The sequence below is a fragment of the Candidatus Palauibacter sp. genome (genome assembly GCF_965197445.1).
Lineage (GTDB): Bacteria > Gemmatimonadota > Gemmatimonadetes > Palauibacterales > Palauibacteraceae > Palauibacter.
Window position 1 is genome coordinate 655,733 of the sequence record NZ_CBDANE010000004.1, and the last position, 23,030, is coordinate 678,762.

Annotated in this window: 19 protein-coding genes, 1 tRNA gene and 1 pseudogene; 4 read left to right on the forward strand and 17 right to left on the reverse strand. The window is 68.1% G+C overall.

The window, feature by feature from the left end:
• Positions 1-135: 135 nt before the first annotated feature.
• Positions 136-2,658, forward strand: coding sequence for a zinc-dependent metalloprotease (locus tag ACN9M6_RS06785; protein WP_419162151.1), 2,523 nt, complete (start codon positions 136-138; stop codon positions 2,656-2,658).
• Between the two features lie 50 nt (positions 2,659-2,708).
• Here the strand turns inward: ACN9M6_RS06785 and ACN9M6_RS06790 are convergent, their stop codons facing one another.
• The 12 genes and pseudogenes from ACN9M6_RS06790 to ACN9M6_RS06845 all read right to left on the reverse strand — a co-directional run bounded on the left by ACN9M6_RS06790 (position 2,709) and on the right by ACN9M6_RS06845 (position 14,887).
• On the reverse strand, positions 2,709-5,789 hold the full coding sequence (locus tag ACN9M6_RS06790) for a TonB-dependent receptor (RefSeq protein WP_419162152.1): 3,081 nt from the start codon (positions 5,787-5,789) through the stop codon (positions 2,709-2,711).
• Between the two features lie 22 nt (positions 5,790-5,811).
• Positions 5,812-5,885, reverse strand: a tRNA-Ile gene (locus tag ACN9M6_RS06795).
• A 78-nt stretch (positions 5,886-5,963) separates the two neighbouring features.
• Positions 5,964-6,953 (reverse strand): annotated as a pseudogene (gene selD, locus ACN9M6_RS06800) (selenide, water dikinase SelD); the annotation flags it as partial.
• 126 nt (positions 6,954-7,079) lie between these two features.
• Entirely contained in the window at positions 7,080-7,790 is a 711-nt protein-coding gene (locus ACN9M6_RS06805) for a hypothetical protein (RefSeq protein ID WP_419162153.1), read from the reverse strand.
• Positions 7,783-8,772 (reverse strand): vWA domain-containing protein, encoded by a 990-nt coding sequence (locus tag ACN9M6_RS06810; protein WP_419162154.1) that lies wholly within the window; start codon positions 8,770-8,772, stop codon positions 7,783-7,785. The genes ACN9M6_RS06805 and ACN9M6_RS06810 overlap by 8 nt, the downstream gene beginning before the upstream one ends.
• A gap of 2 nt (positions 8,773-8,774) precedes the next feature.
• Complete coding sequence (locus tag ACN9M6_RS06815) at positions 8,775-9,761, reverse strand: VWA domain-containing protein (protein WP_419162155.1); 987 nt, start codon at positions 9,759-9,761, stop codon at positions 8,775-8,777.
• Positions 9,758-10,651, reverse strand: coding sequence for a hypothetical protein (locus ACN9M6_RS06820; protein WP_419162156.1), 894 nt, complete (start codon positions 10,649-10,651; stop codon positions 9,758-9,760). The genes ACN9M6_RS06815 and ACN9M6_RS06820 overlap by 4 nt, the downstream gene beginning before the upstream one ends.
• Positions 10,648-11,580 carry a DUF58 domain-containing protein gene (locus ACN9M6_RS06825; RefSeq protein WP_419162157.1) on the reverse strand — a complete coding sequence of 311 codons (933 nt, stop codon included), beginning with the start codon at positions 11,578-11,580 and terminating at the stop codon, positions 10,648-10,650. The genes ACN9M6_RS06820 and ACN9M6_RS06825 overlap by 4 nt, the downstream gene beginning before the upstream one ends.
• Complete coding sequence (locus tag ACN9M6_RS06830) at positions 11,577-12,599, reverse strand: AAA family ATPase (protein ID WP_419162158.1); 1,023 nt, start codon at positions 12,597-12,599, stop codon at positions 11,577-11,579. Before ACN9M6_RS06830 ends, ACN9M6_RS06825 begins: the two co-directional genes overlap by 4 nt.
• 151 nt (positions 12,600-12,750) lie before the next feature.
• Positions 12,751-13,494: a pseudouridine synthase gene (locus tag ACN9M6_RS06835; RefSeq protein ID WP_419162159.1), complete on the reverse strand. Its 744-nt coding sequence runs from the start codon at positions 13,492-13,494 to the stop codon at positions 12,751-12,753.
• Between the two features lie 32 nt (positions 13,495-13,526).
• On the reverse strand, positions 13,527-14,111 hold the full coding sequence (gene scpB / locus ACN9M6_RS06840) for an SMC-Scp complex subunit ScpB (protein WP_419162160.1): 585 nt from the start codon (positions 14,109-14,111) through the stop codon (positions 13,527-13,529).
• On the reverse strand, positions 14,108-14,887 hold the full coding sequence (locus tag ACN9M6_RS06845) for a segregation and condensation protein A (protein ID WP_419162161.1): 780 nt from the start codon (positions 14,885-14,887) through the stop codon (positions 14,108-14,110). Before ACN9M6_RS06845 ends, scpB begins: the two co-directional genes overlap by 4 nt.
• A gap of 246 nt (positions 14,888-15,133) precedes the next feature.
• On the opposite strand from ACN9M6_RS06845, the gene rpsT reads away from it, so the two are divergent.
• Entirely contained in the window at positions 15,134-15,388 is a 255-nt protein-coding gene (gene rpsT / locus ACN9M6_RS06850; RefSeq protein WP_419162162.1) for a 30S ribosomal protein S20, read from the forward strand.
• On the opposite strand, the gene ACN9M6_RS06855 is transcribed toward rpsT, so the two are convergent.
• The 4 genes from ACN9M6_RS06855 to pyrR are packed head-to-tail and all read right to left on the reverse strand — an operon-like array spanning position 15,385 to position 18,867.
• Entirely contained in the window at positions 15,385-16,095 is a 711-nt protein-coding gene (locus ACN9M6_RS06855; protein WP_419162163.1) for a hypothetical protein, read from the reverse strand. The genes rpsT and ACN9M6_RS06855 overlap by 4 nt on opposite strands.
• Positions 16,092-17,408, reverse strand: coding sequence for a dihydroorotase (locus tag ACN9M6_RS06860; RefSeq protein WP_419162164.1), 1,317 nt, complete (start codon positions 17,406-17,408; stop codon positions 16,092-16,094). The genes ACN9M6_RS06855 and ACN9M6_RS06860 overlap by 4 nt, the downstream gene beginning before the upstream one ends.
• A complete protein-coding gene (locus ACN9M6_RS06865) occupies positions 17,405-18,379 on the reverse strand; it encodes an aspartate carbamoyltransferase catalytic subunit (protein WP_419162165.1) in 975 nt (324 codons plus the stop codon). Before ACN9M6_RS06865 ends, ACN9M6_RS06860 begins: the two co-directional genes overlap by 4 nt.
• On the reverse strand, positions 18,376-18,867 hold the full coding sequence (pyrR, locus tag ACN9M6_RS06870) for a bifunctional pyr operon transcriptional regulator/uracil phosphoribosyltransferase PyrR (protein WP_419162272.1): 492 nt from the start codon (positions 18,865-18,867) through the stop codon (positions 18,376-18,378). The genes ACN9M6_RS06865 and pyrR overlap by 4 nt, the downstream gene beginning before the upstream one ends.
• Here pyrR and ACN9M6_RS06875 point away from each other — a divergent pair.
• Complete coding sequence (locus ACN9M6_RS06875) at positions 18,778-19,002, forward strand: hypothetical protein (protein WP_419162166.1); 225 nt, start codon at positions 18,778-18,780, stop codon at positions 19,000-19,002. The genes pyrR and ACN9M6_RS06875 overlap by 90 nt on opposite strands.
• A 93-nt stretch (positions 19,003-19,095) precedes the next feature.
• On the forward strand, positions 19,096-21,060 hold the full coding sequence (locus ACN9M6_RS06880; RefSeq protein WP_419162167.1) for a Na+/H+ antiporter NhaC family protein: 1,965 nt from the start codon (positions 19,096-19,098) through the stop codon (positions 21,058-21,060).
• Positions 21,061-21,097: 37 nt separating this feature from the next.
• Here the strand turns inward: ACN9M6_RS06880 and gltX are convergent, their stop codons facing one another.
• Complete coding sequence (gene gltX / locus ACN9M6_RS06885) at positions 21,098-22,984, reverse strand: glutamate--tRNA ligase (RefSeq protein WP_419162168.1); 1,887 nt, start codon at positions 22,982-22,984, stop codon at positions 21,098-21,100.
• Between the last annotated feature and the right edge of the window lie 46 nt (positions 22,985-23,030).

Genomic DNA, 23,030 nt, shown 5'->3' on the forward strand with positions numbered 1-23,030 from the left:
CGGACGAGGCGGATCCGTCAATGCGCGCGACGCTTCGGATTGTGGTTGGCCCGCCCCGGCGTCGGGCATAGTTTTCCCGGCGAGCCGGCCTACGCTCGAGATTTAACGATACTCCCGCAACGGACAGTCAAAGCCATGGTTCGCATCTCCAGCGCCCCCCGACGCTTCGCACTCGTACTCCCCCTCTCCCTGCTGCTCGTGGTCTCAGGCTGCGTGCGGCCCTTCGCGCGTCCGGCCGCGGGCCCGCCCGCGTCGGCCGGCGGAGGGGCCGACAGCCGCGGTGGCGACGGGAGCGACGACGGACCCAAGCCCTACGCGGAGGTCGTTACGGAGGAGGCGGTCACCGACTCGGGCATGGTCCACGTGCACCGCTTCGACGACAAGATCCTGTTTGAGATTCCGAACGAGATCCTCGACCGTGAGATCCTCCTCGTGAGCCGCACGGCGTCGGTCCCCAACGGGATGGGCTACGGTGGCCAGAAGCTGAACACACAGGTCATCCGCTGGGAGAAGAACGGTCCCAGGGATGAGCGGGTCTTCCTGCGCGTGGTCACGCACGTGAACGTGGCCGACGAGGAGCTTCCGGTGGCCCGCGCGGTCCGGAGCGCGAACTTCGAGACCATCCTCCGGGCCTTCGACGTGGAGGCCCTCAATGAGGACTCGACCAGCGTGGTCGTGGACGTCACCCCTCTGTTCGAGTCGGACATTCCGATGCTGGGCCTGCGCCAGAGCTTCCGCGACTCGTACCGGGTGCGCTCGCTCGACTCGAACCGCAGCTATGTCGACTGGGTGAAGAGCTTTCCGCGCAACGTCGAAGTCCGGCACGTCCTCACCTATACCGCGCAGTCGCCTCCGACGAACGCGACGACGAACGCGATCTCGATCGAGATGAACCAGTCGATGATCCTGCTTCCGGACGAACCGATGGAGCCGCGGATCTACGACGAGCGGGTCGGGTTCTTCAGCGTGAGCCAGGTGGACTACGGCCGCAGCGACCAGAAGGTCGTCACGCGACGCTACGTCACGCGCTGGCGGCTCGAGCCCAGCGACACGGCGGCCTTCCGGCGCGGCGAGCTCGTCGACCCCGTGAAACCCATCATCTATTACCTCGACCCAGCCACACCCGAGAGGTGGCGCCCCTATCTCATCCAGGGGATCGAGGACTGGCAGGAGGCGTTCGAGGCCGCCGGTTTCAGCAACGCGATTCAGGGGCGGATGCCCCCCTCGTTCGAGGAGGATCCGGAGTTCAGTCCCGAGGACGTGCGCTATTCGGTGATCCGCTGGCTTCCGTCGCAGGTCCAGAACGCCTCGGGACCTCATGTCCACGACCCCCGCACGGGCGAGATCCTGGAGAGCGATATCCAGTGGTACCACAACGTCGCCAACCTGCTGCGCAACTGGTACCTGATTCAGACGGCGGCGGTGAACCCGGCCGCGCGCCGTGCGCTCTTCGATGACGAGGTCATGGGCCGGCTGATCCGCTTCGTCGCCGCGCACGAAGTGGGACACACGCTCGGGCTCCAGCACAACATGAAGTCGAGTTCGGCCTTCCCCGTCGATTCGCTCCGGGCCCCGGGCTTCGTGTGCCGGAACGGCGTCGCGCCCTCGATCATGGACTACGCCCGCTTCAACTACGTCGCGCAGCCGGACGACGAGGGCGCGTGCGTCGACCCGCGCATCGGAGAGTACGACCGTTTCGCGATCAACTGGGCCTACCGGCCGATTCCGGGGGCCGACGCCGACGAGGAAAGAGCCACGCTGGACGCGTGGGCACGCGAGGTCGAGGACGATCCCGTGTACTACTTCGGCAACTCGACGCCGATCGACCCGAGCGCCCAGACGGAGGCCATCGGCTCCGACGCCATGGAGGCCGGCGACCTCGGCATCGAAAACCTGAAGCGGATCCTTCCCAACCTCGTCGAGTGGAGCAGCGAGGAGCGCGAGGGAGAGGATTACTCGGAACTGGCCGAACTATACAGCAACGTCATCGGTCAGTGGAACCGGTACATGGGCCACGTCGGCACGGTGGTCGGCGGCGTCACGCGGACCCGGAAGCGGATCGGGCAGGAAGGTCCCGTCTACGAGTTCGTGGATGAGGCGACTCAGGGGCGGGCCATGGACTTCTTCGCCCGGCAGGCCTTCGACCCGCCCACATGGATGATCGACGAGAACATCCTGTCGAAGATCGAGAACCCCTCGACGGTGGACCGCATGCGGGGCATACAGGTCCGCGTCGTCAACCTGGTGCTCGACCCCGGGCGCATGCAGCGGCTCATCGAGGCGGAGGCCCGGAACGGAGACGATCACTACAGCCTCGGGGAGATGTTCGAGGATTTGCGCAACGCGATCTGGGGAGAACTCGAGACGGGCGCGCCGATCGGCGTCTACCGGCGCAACCTCCAGCGGGGCCACCTGGAGCGCCTCGAGTTCCTGATGAGGTCGGAACTCTCGCTCCCGCCCTTCATCTTCGGCGGTCTGGCTGATTTCTTCACGTCGGTCGACGTGTCGCAGTCCGATATCCGCGCCTTCGTGCGCGGCGAACTCGCCGGACTCCAGGAGTCGATCGAGGGCACGCTGCGGCGCCGGCTCGACCGCACGACCGAACTGCACCTGCGCGACGCGCTGGCCCGGATTGACGACATCCTGAACCCTGACTGAGGTCGAGGAGCCACGCGTGCTCAAGCGAAACTCTACCGCAGCGCCTCAACTCAGAAGCGGAAGCGGACGCCGAGTTGCGCGCGGCGCGTGTCGCCGAGGCCGCTGCGGATCGTGCCGTCGAAGTTGAACAGGAGTCCCGTCTGCGCCGTGTCGAGGAAGTTGTCGGCGCCCGTCAGGTTGAAGACCTCCAGGATGGGCTCGATCGTACGCCCGCCTCCGAGCGGGAACACCTTCGAGATCCGCAGGTCCCACGTGAAAAAGTCGTTCTCCCGGCGCAGCGTGTTGCGCCGCAGAATCGAGCCGTCGGCGCACACGCGATCCGCAGGGGCCCCGGCCCGCTCACCAGCCGGGGCGGCAAGAGGGTTCGCAGCCGTCGGGCCGCAGCTCTCCGACATCGGCGACGCGGACAGGTACCGGAACACGTGGTTGAGGAGGACGCCCCGTCCCAGGTGGAACAGGAAGAAACCCGTCATCTGATGGCGTCGATCCCGGATCGACCAGTTGTATTCGGGCGTGAGATCGGTCGCGCTCGCATAGAAGAAGTTGAACGGGTCACGTTCATTGTCGTCGTCCGACTTGTCGAAGGCCAGCGTGTAGTTCGCTTCGAAACTCAGCCTGCCGGAGAGCGCGTTGTCGCCGTGCAGCCCGAGCGTGATCGCGTGATAGCGGGAGCGCGCGCTGCTCTCCGTCACCGTCAGCGTCCCCAGTCCGTTGGCTCCCTCGGCAAACGGCGCGCCAAGCTCCGCCGCGTTGCGGTCGACGAAGCGGAACAGGTTGTCCGTGCGCGCGTGCTGTAGCGAAACGGTCGCGGCCATGTCCTCGCTGAACGCCTGTTCCAGGGCGACGTTGAACGACCACGTGCGCGGCAGCTCCAGGTCCCGGTTCGCGACGTTGACCCCCGGCTGGAAAGGCGGCGTCCCGGGCGGCGGGGGTGTGAGGAATTCTCCGATCCGTGGCGGCGGCGGGAGGAACGTCGCGTCGCTGGCCGCGAACTGGGTGCCCTGGAAGGCCCCGTTCGTGGTACGGTGCTGTGCGAACACCAGCATCGGGATGCGCGAAAAATAGGACCCCGCATTCAGGCGGACGAGGGTCCGGCCATCATCGCGCGGGTCCCAGGCCAGCCCGAAACGCGGCTGGAAATTGTCGAGGTCGTCCGGGATCCTCCCATCCGAGGGGAACCCCGATTGTCCGATCCAGGGGCCGTAGAAGGTGTCCTCCGGATCGATGAACATGTCCGGGTGCCACGAGCCCTCCCAGCGCAGGCCGAGGTTCAGCGTCAGGTTGGTGCGCGGACGCCACGTGTCCTGGATGAAGAGCCCGAGTTCGTCCATCGGAAAATCCTGCAGGCCCAGTTGATTCTGCGGTGTGTGGCCGAGCGTGAGCGCCTGCAGGTAGAGGAGCACGGGACCCGTGATCGTGGTCCCCGCGGGGCAGACGCCCGTCGCGCTGTCGGAACCGTCCGAGCAGGTCACGTAGCGGTTCCCCTGCGTGACGAAGTTCATGAAACCGTCGACGGAGGCGAACTTGTAGAGCCCGTTCGCAAAGCCGATGAACTGCTGGCCGACGGACGTCCGGTTGTACTCGAGCCCTACTTTGAACAGGTGGTCGCCCGCCAGGAACGAGAGGTTGTCGACGAGTTGGACGCGGGTGTCGTAGCCCGGATCGATGGGCAGGAAGAAGGGCAACCCGATCCGGAACCCGTCCGCGAAATCCATCGCGATGTCGGGGAACGGGCGACCGCCGAGCGCCGCGAAGGCCGGTTGCGGCGGGGCGGCGGCCCCGGGGATCAGCGGTCCGCTGTACCCTCGGGGCCGGTCCTCGCGTGCGTACTGGAAGCGGAATTCGTTCGACACCGTGTTCGAGAGCTGGGACCTGAGGCTCGCGTTCACCGCGTGCGAGAAGTCCTCCTCGAGACCGTTGGCGCTCAGTCCCCACGAATCCACGTCGAACGTTCCGTTCACCTGCTGGGACCAGGTGTAGTTGTACTTGAACGACGCCTGATGACGGTCGCTGAGGTTGAAATCGAGCTTGGCGACGAGCGCCTTGTTGTCGTCGGTGCGCTGGATGGGCCCGAACTCCTCGTCGAACAGGCCGGGCCATTGGGTCTGGAGGAAGGTCTCCAGTTTCTCCAGTTCGGACCGGTTCACGACGTTGCGCGTGAACTGCTTGGTCTCGCTCGCCTCCTGCTGGTCGTACGCCACGAAGAAGAAGGCTTTGTCCCGCACGATCGGGCCGCCGAACGTGAACCCGAACTGACCTCGTCCGAAGTCGGGTTCGCCGCCGTCTCGCTCGCTGGGGTAGGCGGAGGAAATTGCGTCCCACTGGCCGAAGTAGTGCGCGGATCCCGTGAAGTCGTTCGTCCCGGACTTCGTGATCACGTTCACAAACCCGCCCGCCGAGCGCCCGAACTCGGCCGATGCTCCCTGGTTCACGACCACAATTTCCTCGATCGCGTCCTGGTTGAAGGTGAAGGCGGGGCGCTGTCCCCCGCGCTGCTCGCCGAAGAAGGGATTGTTGAAGTCGGCGCCGTCGACGGAGACGTTGTTGAAGATGCCCCGCTGCCCGCCGATGTTCAGCACCTCTCCGTCCGGCCCCTGCGACACCGAAACGCCCGGCGTAAGCAGCGTATAGTCGAGGAAGTTGCGGCCGTTGTTGGGGAGGTTGTCGACCACCTCCTCCGCGAGCCGGTGAGAACTCGACGCGTCTTCGGTGTCGACGAGCGGGGCACCCTCCGCGCTCACGGTGATCTCGGCCACCGCGACGGGTTTGAAGTCCAGTATCAGGTCGAGCATCTCGCCCACCCGCAGCACCAGACCCTCGACGCGTTCGTCGCCGAACTGGCCGAGGGCGCGGGCGGTGACGTCGTACACGCCAAGGGGGAGGAGCGTTCGCACGAAGGTCCCGTTCGAGGTCGTCTCGACGGTCGTCGCGAGGCCGGTCGCGCGGTGCTCGATGAGGACGGCGGCACCCGCGACGGGCGCCCCCCGCGGGTCCCGCACCAGGCCACGGATCACACCGGTCGTAGCCTGGGCCTGGGCGGCCGCTTCCGCCGCCCCGGCTAACAACAGCAGGAGTACCGCGAGCGGGCCGGCGGACCATCGCCGGGTGACCGGAATGCGGGGTGGCCGCATGGACGACTCCTTATTGGTCACATGGGCCCGGCAGGATTCGAACCTGCGACCTTGGGATTATGAGTCCCCTGCTCTAACCAGCTGAGCTACGGGCCCGGACTCGTTTCAACCCACGACATCGTGTGCGCAACGTACATGCCGGAGCGCCCCGCACAAACGTCGGCCACGGGGCTGCTACGGCACGACTTCGACCTCGACGGCCGCGCCGCGCCGCGCCACGACGTCTCCGATCACTGCGGCCGCATACCCCGCGTCCTCGAGCGCCGCCGCCGCATCCCCCGCCTGGCTCGCGGGGACGGCGGCGAGCAGCCCCCCCGATGTCTGAGGGTCGAGGAGAATGTCCCGGCGGGCCTGGGGAATCTCCCCTTTCCAGACGACATGTGGTGCGACCGCCTCGCGGTTGAGGGTGGTCCCGCCCGGCACGCATCCCTCCGCGGCGAGTCGGAGCGCTCCGGGCAGGAGTTTCGGCGCCGAAGCCCGGATGTGCGCGCTCGCGTCCGAGGCCCGGCACATCTCGAGCAGGTGCCCCAGAAGCCCGAATCCGGTGACATCGGTCGCCGCGTGAACGTCGAAGCCCGACAGCACCGCGGTCGCGTCTCGATTGAGTTGCCGCATCGACGCGACGGCGACGAGGAGATCGGCGGCGGCGGTGATGTCGCGCTTCACTCCGGTCGTGATCACACCCGTGCCCAGCGCCTTGCCGAGTACGAGCACATCCCCGGGTCGCGCGACGCCCTTTCGCCAGAGGCTGCCGGGGTCGCCGAGGCCGATCGCGACCAGTCCGAACTTCGGCTCGGCATCGTCGATCGAATGCCCGCCGGCGATCGGGATTCCGGCTTCGCCGCATACGTCTCCGGCGCCGCGAAGGATCGCGCCCACCGTTTCCTCGGAGAGGGTGCCGGCCGGGACGGCCAGAATGTTGAGCGCGAACAGGGGGCGGGCCCGCATCGCGTACAGATCTCCGAGGGCGTTCGCGGCCGCGATGGCGCCGAAATCCGCCGGATCGTCGACGAGCGGCGTGAAGAAATCGAGGCTCGCGACGATCGCTTCTCCGCTGTCGAGCAGATACACGGCGGCGTCATCCGGACCCTCGAGTCCCACGAGGAGCCGGTCATCGGGCAGGATCGGAACGTGCTTGAGAATGCGGCCCAGATCCTCCGGGCCGAGCTTGCACGCTCAGCCGGCTCCGTGGGAATACTGGGTCAGGCGGGCCGCTTCGGCCGAAGGCGAGTTCATGGCGACCGAAGCTACCGTGAAGCGAGGCGTCCCGCAGGCACGGTTACCGAAGGCCTACCAGTTTCGCTCGACGACGGGATCCTGGAAGCGGTTGCGGCCCATCACGCGGTCGCGGATCGCCGCCTCGGCGTCCCCCGCCTGTTCGAGCAACGCCGCGGCCTCTTCCGGGGACAGCATCTGCATCTCGCCGGAGCCGGCGGCCGCCGCGGCGCCGGCCCCGCTCCCCTGCGGCGACTCTCCCTCTCCGCTCTGCTGCTCGTCGCCGCCGCTTTCGCCTTCTTCCTCGAGCCAGCGCTCGACCAGTTCGAGGTTCCAGCGCGCATCTTCGTCATCAGCACGGGTGCGGAGCACGGACCGAAAGGCCTCGCGGGCCGACTGCAAGGCGGCGCGGCGGGCCGAAGGGTCGCCCCGGGCGAACCGGCCGTCCAGTGCGGTGCTCAGTCCGAGGTTGTAGAACGCGCTCTCACGGACCTCGTCGCGTTCGCTCCCGATCGACTGCTGCAGCGGCACCTGTGACTCCGCCAACTGGCCGTCGTTGAGCAGGGCCGTCCCGAAGTTGTACTGGTCGATCGGCCGATCCGAAGTCGCGGCGCGCTCCCGGTAGCGGGCGACGAGTTCGGATTCGGGCGCGGTCTGGTCACCGGGCGCGGCCTGCCGCGAAGCCTGCGCCGGCGGGACAAGCCGTGCGGCCGCCGTGAAGACCGCGAGCGAAGCTGCCGCGGCCGCGAAGCCGAAGATCAGGCGCATCCGTCTCAGTTCAACCACGTGGCAGGAGAAACCCTTCACCCCAGAGGCTGACGAAGGCCAGCAGCAGCAACGCCGCCACGGCCGCGTCCTCCGTCGACGTTACGGGATCCCGGGTGCCGCGGGCCAGTTCCCGTTCGATCGCGGCAATGCCATCCGAGCCGCGAACATAGCGGCCGCCCGTCGCGCTCGTCATCTGCGTGAGCGACCTCTCGTCCAGCCGGGTGACGACGGGATTGCCGTCCGGTCCCTGGAGTACGGACGCTCCACCCCGGCGACGCGCGGCCATCGTCGGATCCAGCGACGCCTCCCGCGTGAGCGGAATCTGGCCACCGGCCGCCGTCCCGATCCCGACCGCGTGGATCACGACCCCGGCGTCTCGCGCCCGGCCGATCGCTTCGCCGAACGACGGACCTGCCGTCTCCTCACCATCGGAGAAGACGACGATCGACTTTCGTCCTCCCTCTTCCCCCCCCGCGAGGAGGTCGATCGACTGCGTCAGGCCGGAAGCGAGCGAGGATCCGCCGAGACCCACGGCGGCCGGCCGCACGCCTTCGGCGAGCATCTCGATCGCGCTCACGTCCGTCGTCAGCGGGGAGAGTACGTATGCCCGCCCCGCGAAGTACACGACACCAATCCGGCCTTCCATCCGCGTGGCGAGGCGTGCCGCCAGTTCCCGCTGCACCTGAAGCCGGCTCGGCTCGACATCCACCGCGAGCATCGAGTTCGAGGCGTCGAGCAGCAGGATCGTCTCGGCACCGGTCTCATCGAGGCGTCGTGCCTCGGCCCCCCCGGACCCTGTCGCGAGCGCGATGGCGACAACTCCGGCCGCCAGCAGCCCCAGACGGACGAACGGGACCGCCTCGGCCGGAAGCCGGACGTAACGCTCGAGCAGAGACGACTCCGCGAGCCGCGCGCGGTCGGCGACCGAACGCCGGGTCGCAAGCAACCTCAGCCCCGCGGCCAGCGCACCGATAAGCAGGGCAATCGGGAGTGACAGCACGATCAGACCCACACTCTGCGTGCGCGCGTGGCGGTCACGAGCAGTTCCAGCATGACGAGAGCGAGCGCCGCAATAAGCAGTTCCCGCCGCATCCCCACGCGCTCCTCGGTGCGTATCTCCTTGATCGGCGTGGTCTCGAGTTCATTGATCCGTTCGTAGATCTGCGTCAGCCCCTCGGGATTCGTGGCCCGGAAATAGAGACCGCCGGTTTGCGTCGCCATCCGCTCCAGTAGTTCGTCGTTCACATGGACACGGATGTTCGCGTATTGGTAACCGAAGGCTGTGCGCGCGACGGGCACCGGCGCGACGCCGTCCCGGCCGACCCCGATCGTGTACACGCGGATGCCCAGGGACGCCGCCGCGGCGGTGGCCTCTTCGGGCGAGATGCCGCCGCTGTTGTTGTCGCCATCGGTCAGGAGGACGACGATTCGAGACTCCGGTTCGAGGTCGCGGAGACGGTTCGCCGCCGTGGCGAGGGCCACCCCGATCGCCGTGCCGTCGCGAAGCTGCCCGGCTTCGAGGCGCTCGACGGCGCTCTCGACGACGGGATGATCCAGCGTGCCGGGCACCATCGTGAGGGCTTCGCCCGCGAAGGCGACGAGGCCGATCCAGTCGGACTCGCGCCCTTCCACGAAGCGAATGACCTCACGCTTCGCGACTTCGATCCGGTTGTCCGGCCGAAAATCCTCCGCCAGCATCGAACTTGAGATGTCGACCGCAAGCATGATCGCCACCCCTTCTCGCTCCGATTCCACGCGCTCCCAGACCCGGACGGGATTGACGAGCGTGATCACGACAAGGGCCAGAGCGGTCGAACGGAGCACCGGCGGCAGCCACCACCAGAACCGACTCTGGCGCCGCGACCCGGCGATGCGCGAGATGTCGGGATAGGGGAGCCGGATCCGTCCCTCCCGCATCAGGGCCCATCCGAGGGGCAGCAGGAGGAGCAGGAGAAGAAACGGCCAACCGGGGAGCGCGAAACCGGTCATTCCGCAACCTCTTCGCTCTCGGGCGGCGGAGCCACGGGCATCTCCGAGCGGACGAAGGCTTCGCCTACATCGAGGTCGTCGAGCGGGCTGTCACGGTCCGTTCGCAGGCGTGCGAACCGCGCGAGGACGGAATGGCGCAGGGCGGCGATCAGCACCGAGTCCTGATCGCCGAGCCCGAGCAGTTCCCTGGACGGCTTCCAGCCGCGTGTGGACCGCGCATAGCGCCGGAGCGTGGCCTCGTAGCCATCATACAGCCGGTCCCCCGTCACCCGGCGCTCGATCCAGACCTTCCGCAGCCGCTCGAACTCGCGCAGCGCGATGTCCGCGGGCGGGGCGGGGCCCTCCGCCGCGGAAGGGGCGACGCGGCGCCGGCCCCAGGTCCACCAGGCGAGCCCGGCGAGGGCTGCCGCCAGCGCGAGCAGCCACCACGGAAATCCCCGCAGACTGAGGAACGGACGGGCCTCCCGGAGCTCGAGCGGATCGTCGGCTTCCGGCAGCACGCTCAGGACCGGCACGGCGGGAGGCTGCAGCGACCGGATCACGCCGCCCGCACCCGCGAGTTCGACTTCAATCGGAGGGAGGGCGAGGGTATCGGCCCGCCAGGCGACGAGCGTGTACTCGGCCTCCCAGCGACGTCCGTCGTCCGCTGACCGAATGCGCACGGGCCCCGTCTGCTCGAGCGACTCGGGCACGTTCATGAGGGCCGGGAACCGTACCTCCCCCGTCCGCTCCTGCGCGACGACGAGGCGGATCGTGAACGGCTCCCCGACCCGGACCGACGTCACATCCACCGTCGCCTCGAGGTCGACCGCGGACTGGCCCGGCGGCCCCGGGGCGAGCCCCCACGCGGCCCAGGCCAGCAGCACGGATCCGATCCCGGCGAGCTTCACCTGAGCCTCCGGCGGCCGCGGGCCGCGAAGAATCCTGCAAGACGCGATTCGTAGGGGACGTTGGTCCGGAGCTGCATGAGATCGACGTGGCAACGAGCACAGAGCGTCTCCAGTTCCCGGTCCCGGGCCCTCGAGCTGTCCGTCAGCCGCTCCCCTACGGTCGTGTCTCCCAGGTCGACGACGGCCCGCTCGCCTGTCTCCGGATCCACCACCTCCACCCAGCCGGACTCGGGGATCGTCGCCTCGGCGGGATCGTCAACCGCGAGCGCGACCACGTCATGGCGCCCGGCAAGGCCCAGCAGCGGACGGGCAAGATCGGTGGAGCCGACGAAGTCCGAGATGACGAACACCAACGAGCGTACGGTAAGCATGCGGGCGGCCGTGACCAGCGCGAGATCGAGGTCGGTGCCCCTCCCTCTCGGCTGGATCGTGACGAGGTCGTGCAGGAGGCGGAGATTGCGATTCCGACCCCGGGCCGGACGGACGTAGCGCTCGATCCGGTCGCTGAAGAGCAGCATCCCGACGGGATCGCCGGCGCGCATCGCCGCCAAGGCCAGTACGCTGGCCACCTCGGCCACGAGATCGCGCTTCAGGGCCTTTCGCGTGCCGAATTCGTGCGAGGCGGAGACGTCGACGATGAGGAGGACGGCGAGTTCGCGCTCTTCGACGAAGCGCTTGACGTACGGGCGGCGCATGCGAGCCGTGACCTTCCAGTCGATCGCCTGGAAAGGGTCGCCGGGCTGATACTCGCGGACCTCCGAGAACTCGATCCCGTGTCCCCGGAAGAGCGAGGGGTATGGCCCCAGCGCGGGGTTGTCCATGAACCGCCGGCTCTTCAACTCGAGCCGCCGCACCTCTTTCGACGCAGCAGTGGAATCGGGCGTCGGCGCGGACCGGATCGGACGCCAGAGGAAGTCGGTCAGTCTCACGGCACCGGGACGGTCTCCAGCAGGCGGTCGAGGATGCGGTCGGAGTCGAACTGTTCCGCCTGCGCCTGGAAGGTCAGCACGAGACGATGTCGAAGGACATCGCGCGCGATCGCCTTCACGTCCTCCGGAACCACGAACGCCCGGCCTTCCAGGAACGCATGAGCGCGGGCCGCCCTCGCCAGGTAGATCGTGGCGCGCGGCGAGGCTCCGAATTCGATCCAGTCGACGAGGTCCGCGAGATCGTGCAGGGCCGGTTCTCGTGTCGCCAGCACGAGCGCCAGGATGTAATCCTCCAACCGCTTGTCCACATAGATGTCGGGGAGCATGGCCCTCGCGGCGAGGATATGGACGGGCTCCACGACCGGCTCGACGGGCGGCGGGTTCTCCCCCGCCATGAGCCGCATGATCAACCGCTCCTCCTCGGGGGCCGGATAGTCGACCCGCGTCTTGAACATGAAGCGGTCCACCTGCGCCTCGGGCAGCGGATACGTCCCCTCGTGTTCGATCGGGTTCTGCGTGGCCATGACGAGGAACGGAACGGGGAGCGGATGCGTCTCCTCTCCGATCGTCACCTGGCGTTCCTGCATGGCCTCGAGCAACGCCGACTGCACTTTGGCGGGCGCGCGGTTGATCTCGTCGGCGAGAACGATATTGGCGAAGATCGGCCCGCGCTTTGGCGTAAACGTGCCTGTCTTCTCCTCCCAGACGAGCGTCCCGATGACGTCGGCCGGGAGCAGATCGGGCGTGAACTGGATCCGCCTGAACGTCGTGTGGATCGTCTCCGCCAGGGTGCTGACCGTGAGGGTCTTGGCGAGTCCGGGTACGCCCTCGAGTAGAATGTGGCCGCCGGTGAGCAGGCTCATGAGGACGCGATCGATGAGCGCATGCTGACCGACGATCCGCTTTCCCATCTCGTTCCGGACTTTCGAAACGAACGATCCGGCATCCTGAATGGACGACGCCTGGCTGTCCAGATCCTGCGGCGAGATCCGTTCGGCCGTCCCGGCTTCTGCGTTCATGCGCTCTCTCGCTTGTGGGATTCGACGGGGGCGCCTGTCGCCGCCTGGAACTCGCCACCGGCTGCGGGATCTTCACCCCCGAACCGCTCGCGAGCAACCCGGGACCCCCGATGAGGGTCTCTCCGGCGGGACGTCCGTGCCAGGCCGCCGGTCACCGACCCGGACCCGACCCGCCCCGTCGCATGCCCGCCGCCCGCTCCAGCGCAGCGCGCTCGGCACCGGACAATGCGCGACTCTCGCCCGCCGCCAGCTCCCCGAGTTCGATCGGGCCGAACGAGGTCCTGCACAGGCGCCGGATCCTGATCTCCAGCCGTGCCAGCATCCGACGAACTTCGCGATTGCGTCCCTCGGTGAGGACCATCTCAACCGCCGGCGACGCGGTGCCGGGGTCGCCGATCCAGCGCGCGTCCCGTGCTCGCGCCGGGCCGTCCTCGAGCGGTACGCCGCCGCGCAGACGACGCGGGAGGTCCCCCGACACCGGGCCGAGGAGTTCCACCCGGTAGACGCGCGGCAACTCCGTTGACGGATGAAGCAGCCGGTGTACCACATCGCCCTGGTTGGACAGGAGGAGGAGACCCTCGCTCATGAAATCGAGCCGGCCGACGTGGGGCAGGTGATGCATGCCGACCGGCAGCAACTCGTAGATCGTGGGATGTCCCGACGGATCGCGCCGGGTACACGCGACCCCGGGTGGCTTGTGCAGCGCCAGCCACTGCGTCGCGGCCGGTCGGACGCGCCGCCCGTCGACTTCGACGCGGTCCGTTCGGGGATCCACCTTGCTGCCGAGCAGTGTGACGACGTTGCCGTTTACGCGGACCCGGCCCGCCACGATGAGTTCTTCGCTCTTGCGGCGCGAAGCCACGCCCGCCCGGGAAAGGAACTTCTGGAGACGCATGGGAGCCGTGAGCGAACCCCGCGCGGCGCGGCTCAGCGCCGCGAGCCTTCGACCGCTGGCGCTTCGGCCGGCTCCACCTCCGCCTCGACCTCAGGTCGGGCGAGTCCGATGGACAGATCATCGGAAGTCGGCAGGTCGGCGAGCGATTGCAGAGCGAAGTGATCGAGAAAGTGCGCCGTCGTCCCGTACAGGAGCGGTCTCCCGAGTCCCTTGCCTCGCCCGACGACGGCGATCAACTCCCAATCCTGAAGAGTGCGCAACACCGAAGTAGAGGCGACTCCACGGATCTCCTCGAGCTCGATCCGCCCGATCGGCTGACGGTAGGCAATGATCGCGAGTGTCTCGAGTGCCGCGCGGGAAAGCGTCGGAGGACGCGGGACCGACTCGAACCGTTCCAGGTACGGCGCGAACTCCGGGCGGGTGAGAATCTGAAACCCATCCCCCAACTGGTAGACCTGGAACGCCCGCCCATCCGCCTCGTAGTGCTCCCTCAGCGCGGCGAGCGCCTCCCGCACGCGCCGCACATCGATCTCGTCGTCGGCCCGGGCCAACTCACGCGCCGTAAGCGGTGTCTGGCTGGCGAAGAGCGCGGCCTCGACGATCTGCTCCGGGTTCACGCGCTCCCGCCTTCGGTATCCACGTCCACGGGCTTGCGACCGAACATCCAGATCGCGCCGAACCGCTTCACCTGCTCGAGCCTGAGGAACTGTTGCCGGGCCAACTCCAGACAGGCGAGCAGGGCCGCAACGACATGATGTCTGTCCGCCCATGACGTGAAGAGCCGGTTGAACGGCACGCGTTCGCGCTCGCCCAGCAGGCGCCGGATCACGGCGACCTTGTCCTCGACCGCGACGACGCGGATGGGCGCGACATGTCGTCGGATCGGGTCCGGTGCGGGCATCCCGCTCACAGCCTCCAGGAAATCCTCCAGCGTCGTCGACAGCTCCACACCCTCCGCTTCGCGCGGCTCGGCCGGAGGGAGATATCCCTTCGCCAGGTGACGCCGCCGCTCCAGTTCCGCGGCTCCCAGGACCCGGGCAATCTCCTGGAACAGTTCGTATTCCAGCAACCGCCTGACGAGTTCCGCGCGCGGATCGTCGTCCCATTCCGTGTCTCCGCGTCCCGGCAGCAGAAGTTGCGCCTTGATACGGACCAGGGTGGCGGCCAGCTCGAGAAACTCCCCGGCGCGGTCCAGTTCCAGACGCTCGATCCCCTCCGTCAGCGCTTCGTGAAACTGGTGGGTGATCTGGGAGATGGGGATGTCGAAGATGTCGATGTCCTGCGAGCGGATGAGGTGGAGAAGCAGGTCAAGGGGACCCTGGAACCGGTCGATTTCGACGACGAACGGCTGCGCCGTCAACTGGCTGGGCAGTCGGTTGGGAACCGCCGTCAATACTCCTCCCCTCCCCACGCAGGCCCACAGGACGCGGGCGGGCGCCGGTCATTCATCCGGGCTGGACGCGCGTCGCCCGTCGTTCAACCCACAACGTAACACGGAGAAGTTCTTCGTGCGTGCGCCCGTGCGTGGGGCCGCGTGTAACGTAATATGGTTGAAAAGCCCCGCAGATAGCGTATCTTCCGTCTTGATTTTGGGCCGGGCCCGTCTCCCCGGTCACCGATTCAAGGAGAAGATGTTCGAATGCCGAATAATGCGAGCCACAAGAAGCGACTGCGCCAGTCCCAGGTGCGGAGACTCCGGAACCGTCAGGTGCGGTCGGAGATTCGGACGCGGACCAAGCGTCTTCACGCGCTGGAGACGCACGATGAGGCCGAGTCCGCTCTCACCGACCTCTATCGAGTGCTCGACCGCGCCGCGCGTCGCAACGTGATCCCCCAGAACACCGCGGCACGGCAAAAGGCGCGAGCGGCGAGGCACGTCCGGAGCCTCGCCTAGCCCGGTTCGTCGCCGGCGGTTTCTTCCTCTTCCTCCAGCATGGCCGAAACCGCGTCGAAGCCGGCGGATTCCCCGAATGAGAGCGACTCGAGGAAATCCAGTTCGTCGCCGTAATCGCTCTGCCGGCCGTTGTCGTCGGCCGGTGTCTCCGGTTCCGGAATCACAGCCACTTCAGGCTCCGGTGCGGAGACAGGCACCTCGCCGGGGGGCGGCTCGGCGGCGGACTCGATGGACTCGATGGACTCGATGGATCCGATAGACTCGAGGCCGTAGGTTCCGAGCCGTTTGATGACGCCGGTCAGCGTCGCGATCGTTTCCTTTTCCCGTTCGATGTGCGCCTCGAGCGTGGCGAGCGCCCGCTCGACCGGCGCCCTCCGGGCCTTCAGTTCGGATTCGTCGAACTCCCCGATTTCATGCCGCAGCCCGATCTCTTCCAGATCCGCCGCGCGCGCCCCCATCTCGTGACGCAGGGCGCCAAGCCCGTCTTCTCTCTCCGCGACGATCTCGACGAGCCGCGGGCGATGTCCGGCCAGGCGTTCGTCCGCCGCGTGGAGCCTCCCGTCGTAGTCCCGACGTATCCTGGCGACGATCTCCGGTCGTGTGTCGCGGGCCAGATCGGCCAGGCGGTCGAGCCAGCCGAGGATCTCCTGCGACTCCTCTACAAGCCGGCGAATCTCCCGTGGAATCGAGGCATCCGGGTCGGTCATGACCTCTCCCAGTCTCCTGAGTCGTATCGGATTTCGCCGGCCACGATCGTGCGCCGCACCCGGCCCTTCACGTCCCAGCCGCCGAAAGGCGTGTTCCGACTTCGGGAGCGGAAGCTGGCCGCATCCACCGTCCATCGGCTCTCCGGGTCGAAGACGACGATGTCCGCAGGGCTCCCGGGGCGCAACGTGCCGCCGTCGATTCCCATCGTACGAGCCGGAGCGGTCGACATCCGCTCGATCAGCCCGGACAACGTGAGGTCTCCGGGCGTCACGAGTTCATCGATGCAGACGGCCAGCGCGGTCTCGAGCCCGACGATACCAAACGGCGCGTCGTCGAACTCGCGCTCCTTCTCCTCGTAGTGATGCGGGGCGTGATCCGTCGCCACGCACGCCAGGACGCCATCGATCAGACCCTGGCGCACGGCCAGCCGGTCCGTCTCCGACCGGAGCGGCGGGTTCATCTTGGCCTCGGTTCGGTACCCGCGCACCGCCTCCTCCGTGAGCGCGATGTGGTGGGGCGTGGCCTCCCCGCTCACCCGGGTTCCCCGTTCGCGCGCGAGCCGGATGAGCTCGACGGCCTCCCGGGTGGACACGTGCTGAATGTGCACATGCCCTCCCGTCAGTTCGGCGAGATAGATATCCCGGGCGACGATGGTCGATTCCGATGCGTTCGGGATACCGCGCAGACCGAGTGCCGTGGCGACGGCGCCCTCGTTCATCACGCCGCCGGCGGAGAGTGCCATGTCCTCCGCGTGCTGGAGCACGGGGATTCCGAAGGACTGCGTGTACTCGAGCAGCCGCCGCATCAGGGCGGAATCGCGGATCGGATGCCCGTCATCGGTGACGGCGACGGCGCCGGCCTCGACGAGACCGCCGATCTCGGTCATCCGCTCCCCGGCCAACCCCGGCGATGCGGCGCCCACGGGACTGACCCGCGCACCGCCCTGCCCCTTCCGGGCCCAGCGCCGCGCCTCCTCGCGCACGAAACCGACCGCGGCAGGATCGTCCAGTGGCGGATCGGTGTTCGGCATCGCCCAGATGGTCGTGAACCCGCCGGCCGCCGCCGCCTGCGCGCCCGTGCGGATCGTCTCCTTGTGCTCGGCCCCCGGCTCCCGAAGATGGACATGCACGTCGATGAGTCCCGGAGCCACTACGAGCCCCTCCGCGGACACCCGCGGGACCCCGTCCGGGCCGGCGATCCCCCGCGCCATCGCCGCGATCCGGCCGTCTTCCACGAGGACATCCCGCACTTCGTCCGTGTTCGTGGACGGATCGATCACCCGGCCGGCGGCGAGAAGCAGCGAACCGCTCACGCCCCGTCCACCTTGGCTGATTCCGCAAGCTCCGGACGCCCGCCCGCGAGCAGGTAGAGGACCGCCATGCGCACGGCGACGCCGTTGGTCACCTGCGGGAGGATTACCGAACGCGGTCCGTCCGCCACATCCGAGTCGATCTCGACGCCGCGGTTCATGGGCCCCGGGTGGAGGACGATCATCTCATCCCCCGCCCGCGCCAGCCGCGCGGAGCTGACCCCGAACACACGGTTGTACTCGCGCAAGGAGGGCACGTAACCGCCTTCCATCCGCTCCAGCTGCAGCCGCAGCACGTAGAGCACATCGCACCATTCGATCGCTTCCTCGATCGCGCCCAGCCGCTGCACGCCAAGTTCCTCGATTCCGGCCGGGATCAGGGTTCGCGGCCCGCACACGGCCACCTCCGCCCCGCACTTCAGGAGACCCCAGATGTTCGACCGGGCGACGCGCGAATGCTGGATGTCCCCGACGATGCAGACCCGCCGGCCCGCGATCGCCCCGAACCGGTCCCGGATCGTCAGGAGGTCCAGCAGGGCCTGCGTGGGATGCTCGTGTCGCCCGTCACCGGCGTTGATGACGTTCGAAGGGATCCTGTCGGCGAGGAACCTGGCGGCGCCGGATGAGCCGTGCCGCACGACGACCATGTGAATGCGCATGGCCTCGAGGTTGCGCGCCGTATCGACGAGCGTCTCCCCTTTCTGCACGGACGACCCCGCAGAGGAGATGTTGACCGTATCCGCGGAGAGTCGCTTCTCGGCAAACTCGAAGCTGATACGGGTTCGGGTCGAAGGTTCGAGGAAGAGGTTGACGATCGTTTGGCCGCGGAGAACCGGCACTTTCTTGATCTTCCGCTCGCTGATCTCCTTGAACGGCTCGGCCGTATCGAGAATCGCCTCGATCTGCGCGCCCGTGAGGGGCTCGAGTCCGACGAGGTCCTTCCCCAGTCCGAGTTCCCGACCCGGCGCCGTCACTCTCTCACCTCCGGGCCGGTCGTCCCCAGGTCCACGACGTCGACGGCCCACCCCCCGTCCATGTCCCCGACGCGCACCGCGACATCCTGGTCGGGTCCCACTTCGATCGCGCATCCGACGTAGTCCGGCTGAATCGGGAGCTGGCGCCCGCCGCGGTCGACGAGCACGCAGAGCTGGATCCTCCGTGCCCTGCCGAAGTCCGACAGCTCGTTGAGTGCGGCCCGGATCGTCCTGCCCGTATGAAGCACGTCGTCCACAATCACGACATGTGCGTCATCGATGGACTCGGGGATCCGGGTCATGCCGACGAGGGGGAACGCACCGACCTGTTCGAAGTCGTCGCGATAGAGGGTGATGTCGAGCGACCCTATGGGCACAGGCCCGCGCGCGGCCTCCAGGTGGCGCCCGATCTCGGCGGCAATCGAATCACCGCGACGCCGGATGCCGACGAGGATGAGGCGGGCCCCGGGCTCTATCGCCCGGTCGATCTGCGCGGAAAGCTCGGCCAGCAGCTTCCCGGCAGCAGTTTCGTCGAGGACGTTCGGCGTCAGTTTCGTCTCGGCTTCAGTCGATCCGGTGCGTCGGCCAGGTCCGTCGGCCGCGTCGGTCGGGCGGCAGTATAGATCGGCTCCCCTCCGCGATCAATGTCGCGCCCCGGCGTGCGGCCCGACGATCCCCTCGTTGCCCCTCTCGCGACGCTCCCGGTAGGTTCGGGCATGCGCATACGACCCGACGCTTCACGGCGCGCGCGGTTGGGGTTCGCGGCGCTGGCGCTCGCGGCGCCGGCCCAGCTTCCCTCCCCCGCTCTCGCGCAGGACGCCCCCCATCTCTCGGTGGAAGGGCCGGCAGTCGTCCTCACCAACGTGTCCTTCTCGCTCACATTGCGGACGGAAGACGGGGAGAACGCACGCTATAGCGTCCGGTCTGCCGGGGGTCGCGAACTCGCCTCCGGAGAACTGCCGATCCGGACCGAGACGTCCGTTGACGGTCTGCGCGCGGGACGGGGCGACCTCCCGTTCACGGTCCGGATCGACTCGGACCAGGGATCGGCGAGCGAGACGGTTGCCGCGCCGCAGTTCCCCGGCTGGATCAGCCTGCTGCCCCCGCTCATCGCCATCGCCCTGGCCCTGATCTTTCGCCATGTCGTGGTCTCTCTCTTCTTCGGGATATGGCTGGGCGGCTTCTTCATCGCGGGGCTCGACCCCCTGGCCGGACTTGGGCGCTCCGTGGACACGTTCATCGTTCCGTCGCTCGCCGATGCGGACAACGCCTCCATCCTGATCTTCTCCGCGCTGCTGAGCGCCATGGTGGGCGTCATCTCCCGCTCCGGGGGGACACGCGGCATCGTCGAAGCCGTACGCCCCCTCGCCACGACGCCGCGCCGGGCACAACTGGCCACCTTCTTCGCGGGCGTCGGCATCTTCTTCGACGACTACGCGAACACGCTGATCGTCGGAAACACCTTCCGCCCCATCACAGACAAGCTGAAGGTGTCGCGGGAGAAGCTGGCGTACGTCGTGGATTCCACCGCAGCTCCGGTGGTGACGATCGCCTTCGTCTCCACCTGGGTCGGGTTCGAGATTTCCCTCATCCGCGACGGATTGCGTATCGCCGCCGAGCAGACGCCCGACCCGGCCCTGGCCAGCGCCCTCGCCACGGCGAGTCCGTTCACGGTCTTCCTGAGCAGCATCCCGTTCCTCTTCTATCCCATCCTCGCCCTGTTGATGGTGGCCCTCGTCATCGTCACGCAGCGCGACTTCGGTCCCATGCACGGGGCCGAGGTGCGGGCGCGCACGGGGGGCGGCGTGTTCCGTCCCGGCTCGCAACTGATGGTGAATTCGGAGGAGACGGGTCTCGACGCCCCGGAGGGGATCCCGCTGCGCTGGTACAACGCCGCCATCCCCGTCTTCACCGTCGTCGTCGTCGTCCTCCTCGGTCTCTATTTCGATGGCCGGAGCGCGGCGGGGCCCGCCTCGCTCTGGGACACGTTCGGGGCGGCGGACCCGTTCAAGGCGATCCTGTGGGGCTCCCTCGCCGGCTGCCTTGTCGCGATCGCGCTGGCGACGACGCAAAGGATCCTCTCGCTGAGCCAGGCGCTCGATGGCTGGCTGGCGGGGATCCGGGCGATGACGATGGGGTTCGTGATCCTGACTCTTGCCTGGTCGCTCGGCGAGGTGACGAGCCAGCTGGCCACCGCCCAGTACCTGACCCAGATCCTCGACGGCAACCTTGCTCCGGAGCTGGTGCCGGTCCTGACGTTTGCGACGGCCGCGGTCGTCAGCTTCTGCACGGGCACCTCGTGGGCCACGATGAGCATCCTGCTGCCGCTGGTCGTGCCCCTGATTGTCGCCCTGGGCGGCGCCTCCGGCTTCGAGACGGGAGCGGGGGGCGAGCTGCTCGTGAGCTCGATCAGTGCCGTGCTCGCGGGGTCGATCTTCGGGGATCACTGCTCGCCGATCTCGGACACGACGGTACTGAGTTCGATGGCATCGGCGTGCGACCACATGGACCACGTGCGCACGCAGCTTCCGTACGCCCTCATCGTGGCCGTCGTCGCGATGCTGTTCGGGCACATCGGCACGTCGTACGGCCTGCCGCCCTGGGTCGCCTACGTCCTCGGGGTCGGAGTGCTGCTCGCGGCCATGCGCTTCGTCGGGAGACCGGTCCCCGCACGCGCCTGACGCGCACGTCCACCGCCGGCGTGAGCCGGGAGGCAGACTATCTGCGGGCCCGAAAGAACTCCTGCAGCCGCTGCGCGGATTCCGTGGCGAGGACGCCGGCCACCAGCGCGACGCGGTGGTTCAACCGAGCGTCGCGCACGAGATTCTCGAGCGATCCGCACATGCCGGCCTTCGGGTCGGGCGCCCCGAACACAAGCGTTTGCACGCGCGCCAGCACAGCGGCTCCCGCGCACATCGCGCAGGGTTCAAGGGTGGAGTAGAGGGTGTAGCCCTCGAGACGCCAATCGCCGAGCTTCGCCGCCGCCGCGCGCAGGGCGAGAACCTCGGCGTGGGCCGTGGGATCAGCCAACTCCCGCGTACGGTTGTGCGTCTCCGCGGCGAGCCGCCCTTCCGGGTCGACGACGAGGGCGGCGACGGGCACCTCCCCGCGCTCACCTCCGAGCGCCGCCAGTTCGAGCGCCCGCCGCATCCACTCTTCGTGGACGGCCGCCGCGAGCCGCGCCATCACGCGATCGCGGCCCATCGCCTCGAGCACCTCGAAGATGCCGGGGCTCACGCTCTGCCCCATGAGCGCGACGCGCAGCGGGTTGATGACGCGCCCCGCACCAACGCCGAGCCGTTCGGCGAGACCCCGGACTGCGGACTCGAGCGTCCCGACATCGCGGAACGCGCCCTCCGCGGACACGTGCTCCGCCAACTGCCCCAGATGGCCCGCGACTTCGTCCGGGCGCTTCCAGAACCGGCGGACCGCGTCTTCATCGTAGCAGACCGAGGCCGCGAAGAAGGGAGAGACCTGCCGCGCCAGCGCGGGCATCGTGCGCGGACGACCCTTCACGAGATCGATGATGCGCTCCAGGCGCTCCGTCGAGGCCTCGAGCTCCGGGTGCGTTTCGGCCAGGCTCCGGCCGGCCTCCCGAGCTTCCCCCCGCAGGAAGCTGAGAACCCCGCCCGCCAGGGTGCCCGCGGGTGATGAGGCGATGTGCCGTCCGTTCAGCCACCCCAGCTTGTCGAGATCGAACACCGCACTCTTCCTGAGCACGCGGTCGATCGAGAACGCCTGGATGAGGCCGTCGACGTCGAACGCCTCTCGGTCGTCTCCCGGAGACCAGCCGAGGAGCGCAAGGAAGTTCATCATCCCCTCCGGCAGGTATCCTTCGTCACGGTAGGCGAGGACCGACATCGCCCCGTGCCGTTTGGACAGACGCTTGCCGTCCGGCCCGAGAATCAGCGGAACGTGCCCGAAGACGGGGAGTGAGGCCCCCAGCGTCCGGTAGAGGAGGATCTGCTTCGGCGTGTTCGAGATATGGTCGTCACCGCGGATGACGTGCGAGATCCGGGCCTCCGTGTCGTCCGAGACCACGGCCAGATTGTAGACCGGCGTGCCGTCGGAGCGAAGGACAATGAAATCGTCGATGGAGCCGGACGGGAACTTCATCGGACCGTGGATGAGATCCTCCCAGCCGATCGCCTCGGCCGGCACGCGGACCCTGAGCGCGAAAAGCTCTCCCGCTTTCGCCCGCGCCCGTGAGGCGTCGGCGTCCAGGCGCCCGCACCGGCCGTCGTACCCGTAGCCGGCTCCGGTCTGCCGTGCCTGCTCGCGGCGGCGCGCGAGTGCCGCGGCCGTACAGAAGCAGCGGTAGGCGGCACCCTGGCGGAGCAGGCGCTGCGCATCGGTCCGGTGACGTTCGATTCCATCGGCCTGGAACACAGGACCGTGGTCCACGGTGAGCCCGAGCCAGGCCAACCCGTCCAGAATCGCCCGCGTATGCTCCGGGCTCGAACGCGCGCGGTCCGTGTCTTCCACGCGCAGGACGAATTCGCCGCCCGCCCGGCGCGCGAAGAGCCAATTAAACAGTGCGGTGCGCGCGCCGCCGACGTGCAGAAAGCCCGTGGGGCTGGGGGCGAACCTCACCCGTACCGTCATCGATGCTCCTCTTCTCCCGTGATTGCAGGGCGGATCGGCCGCAAGG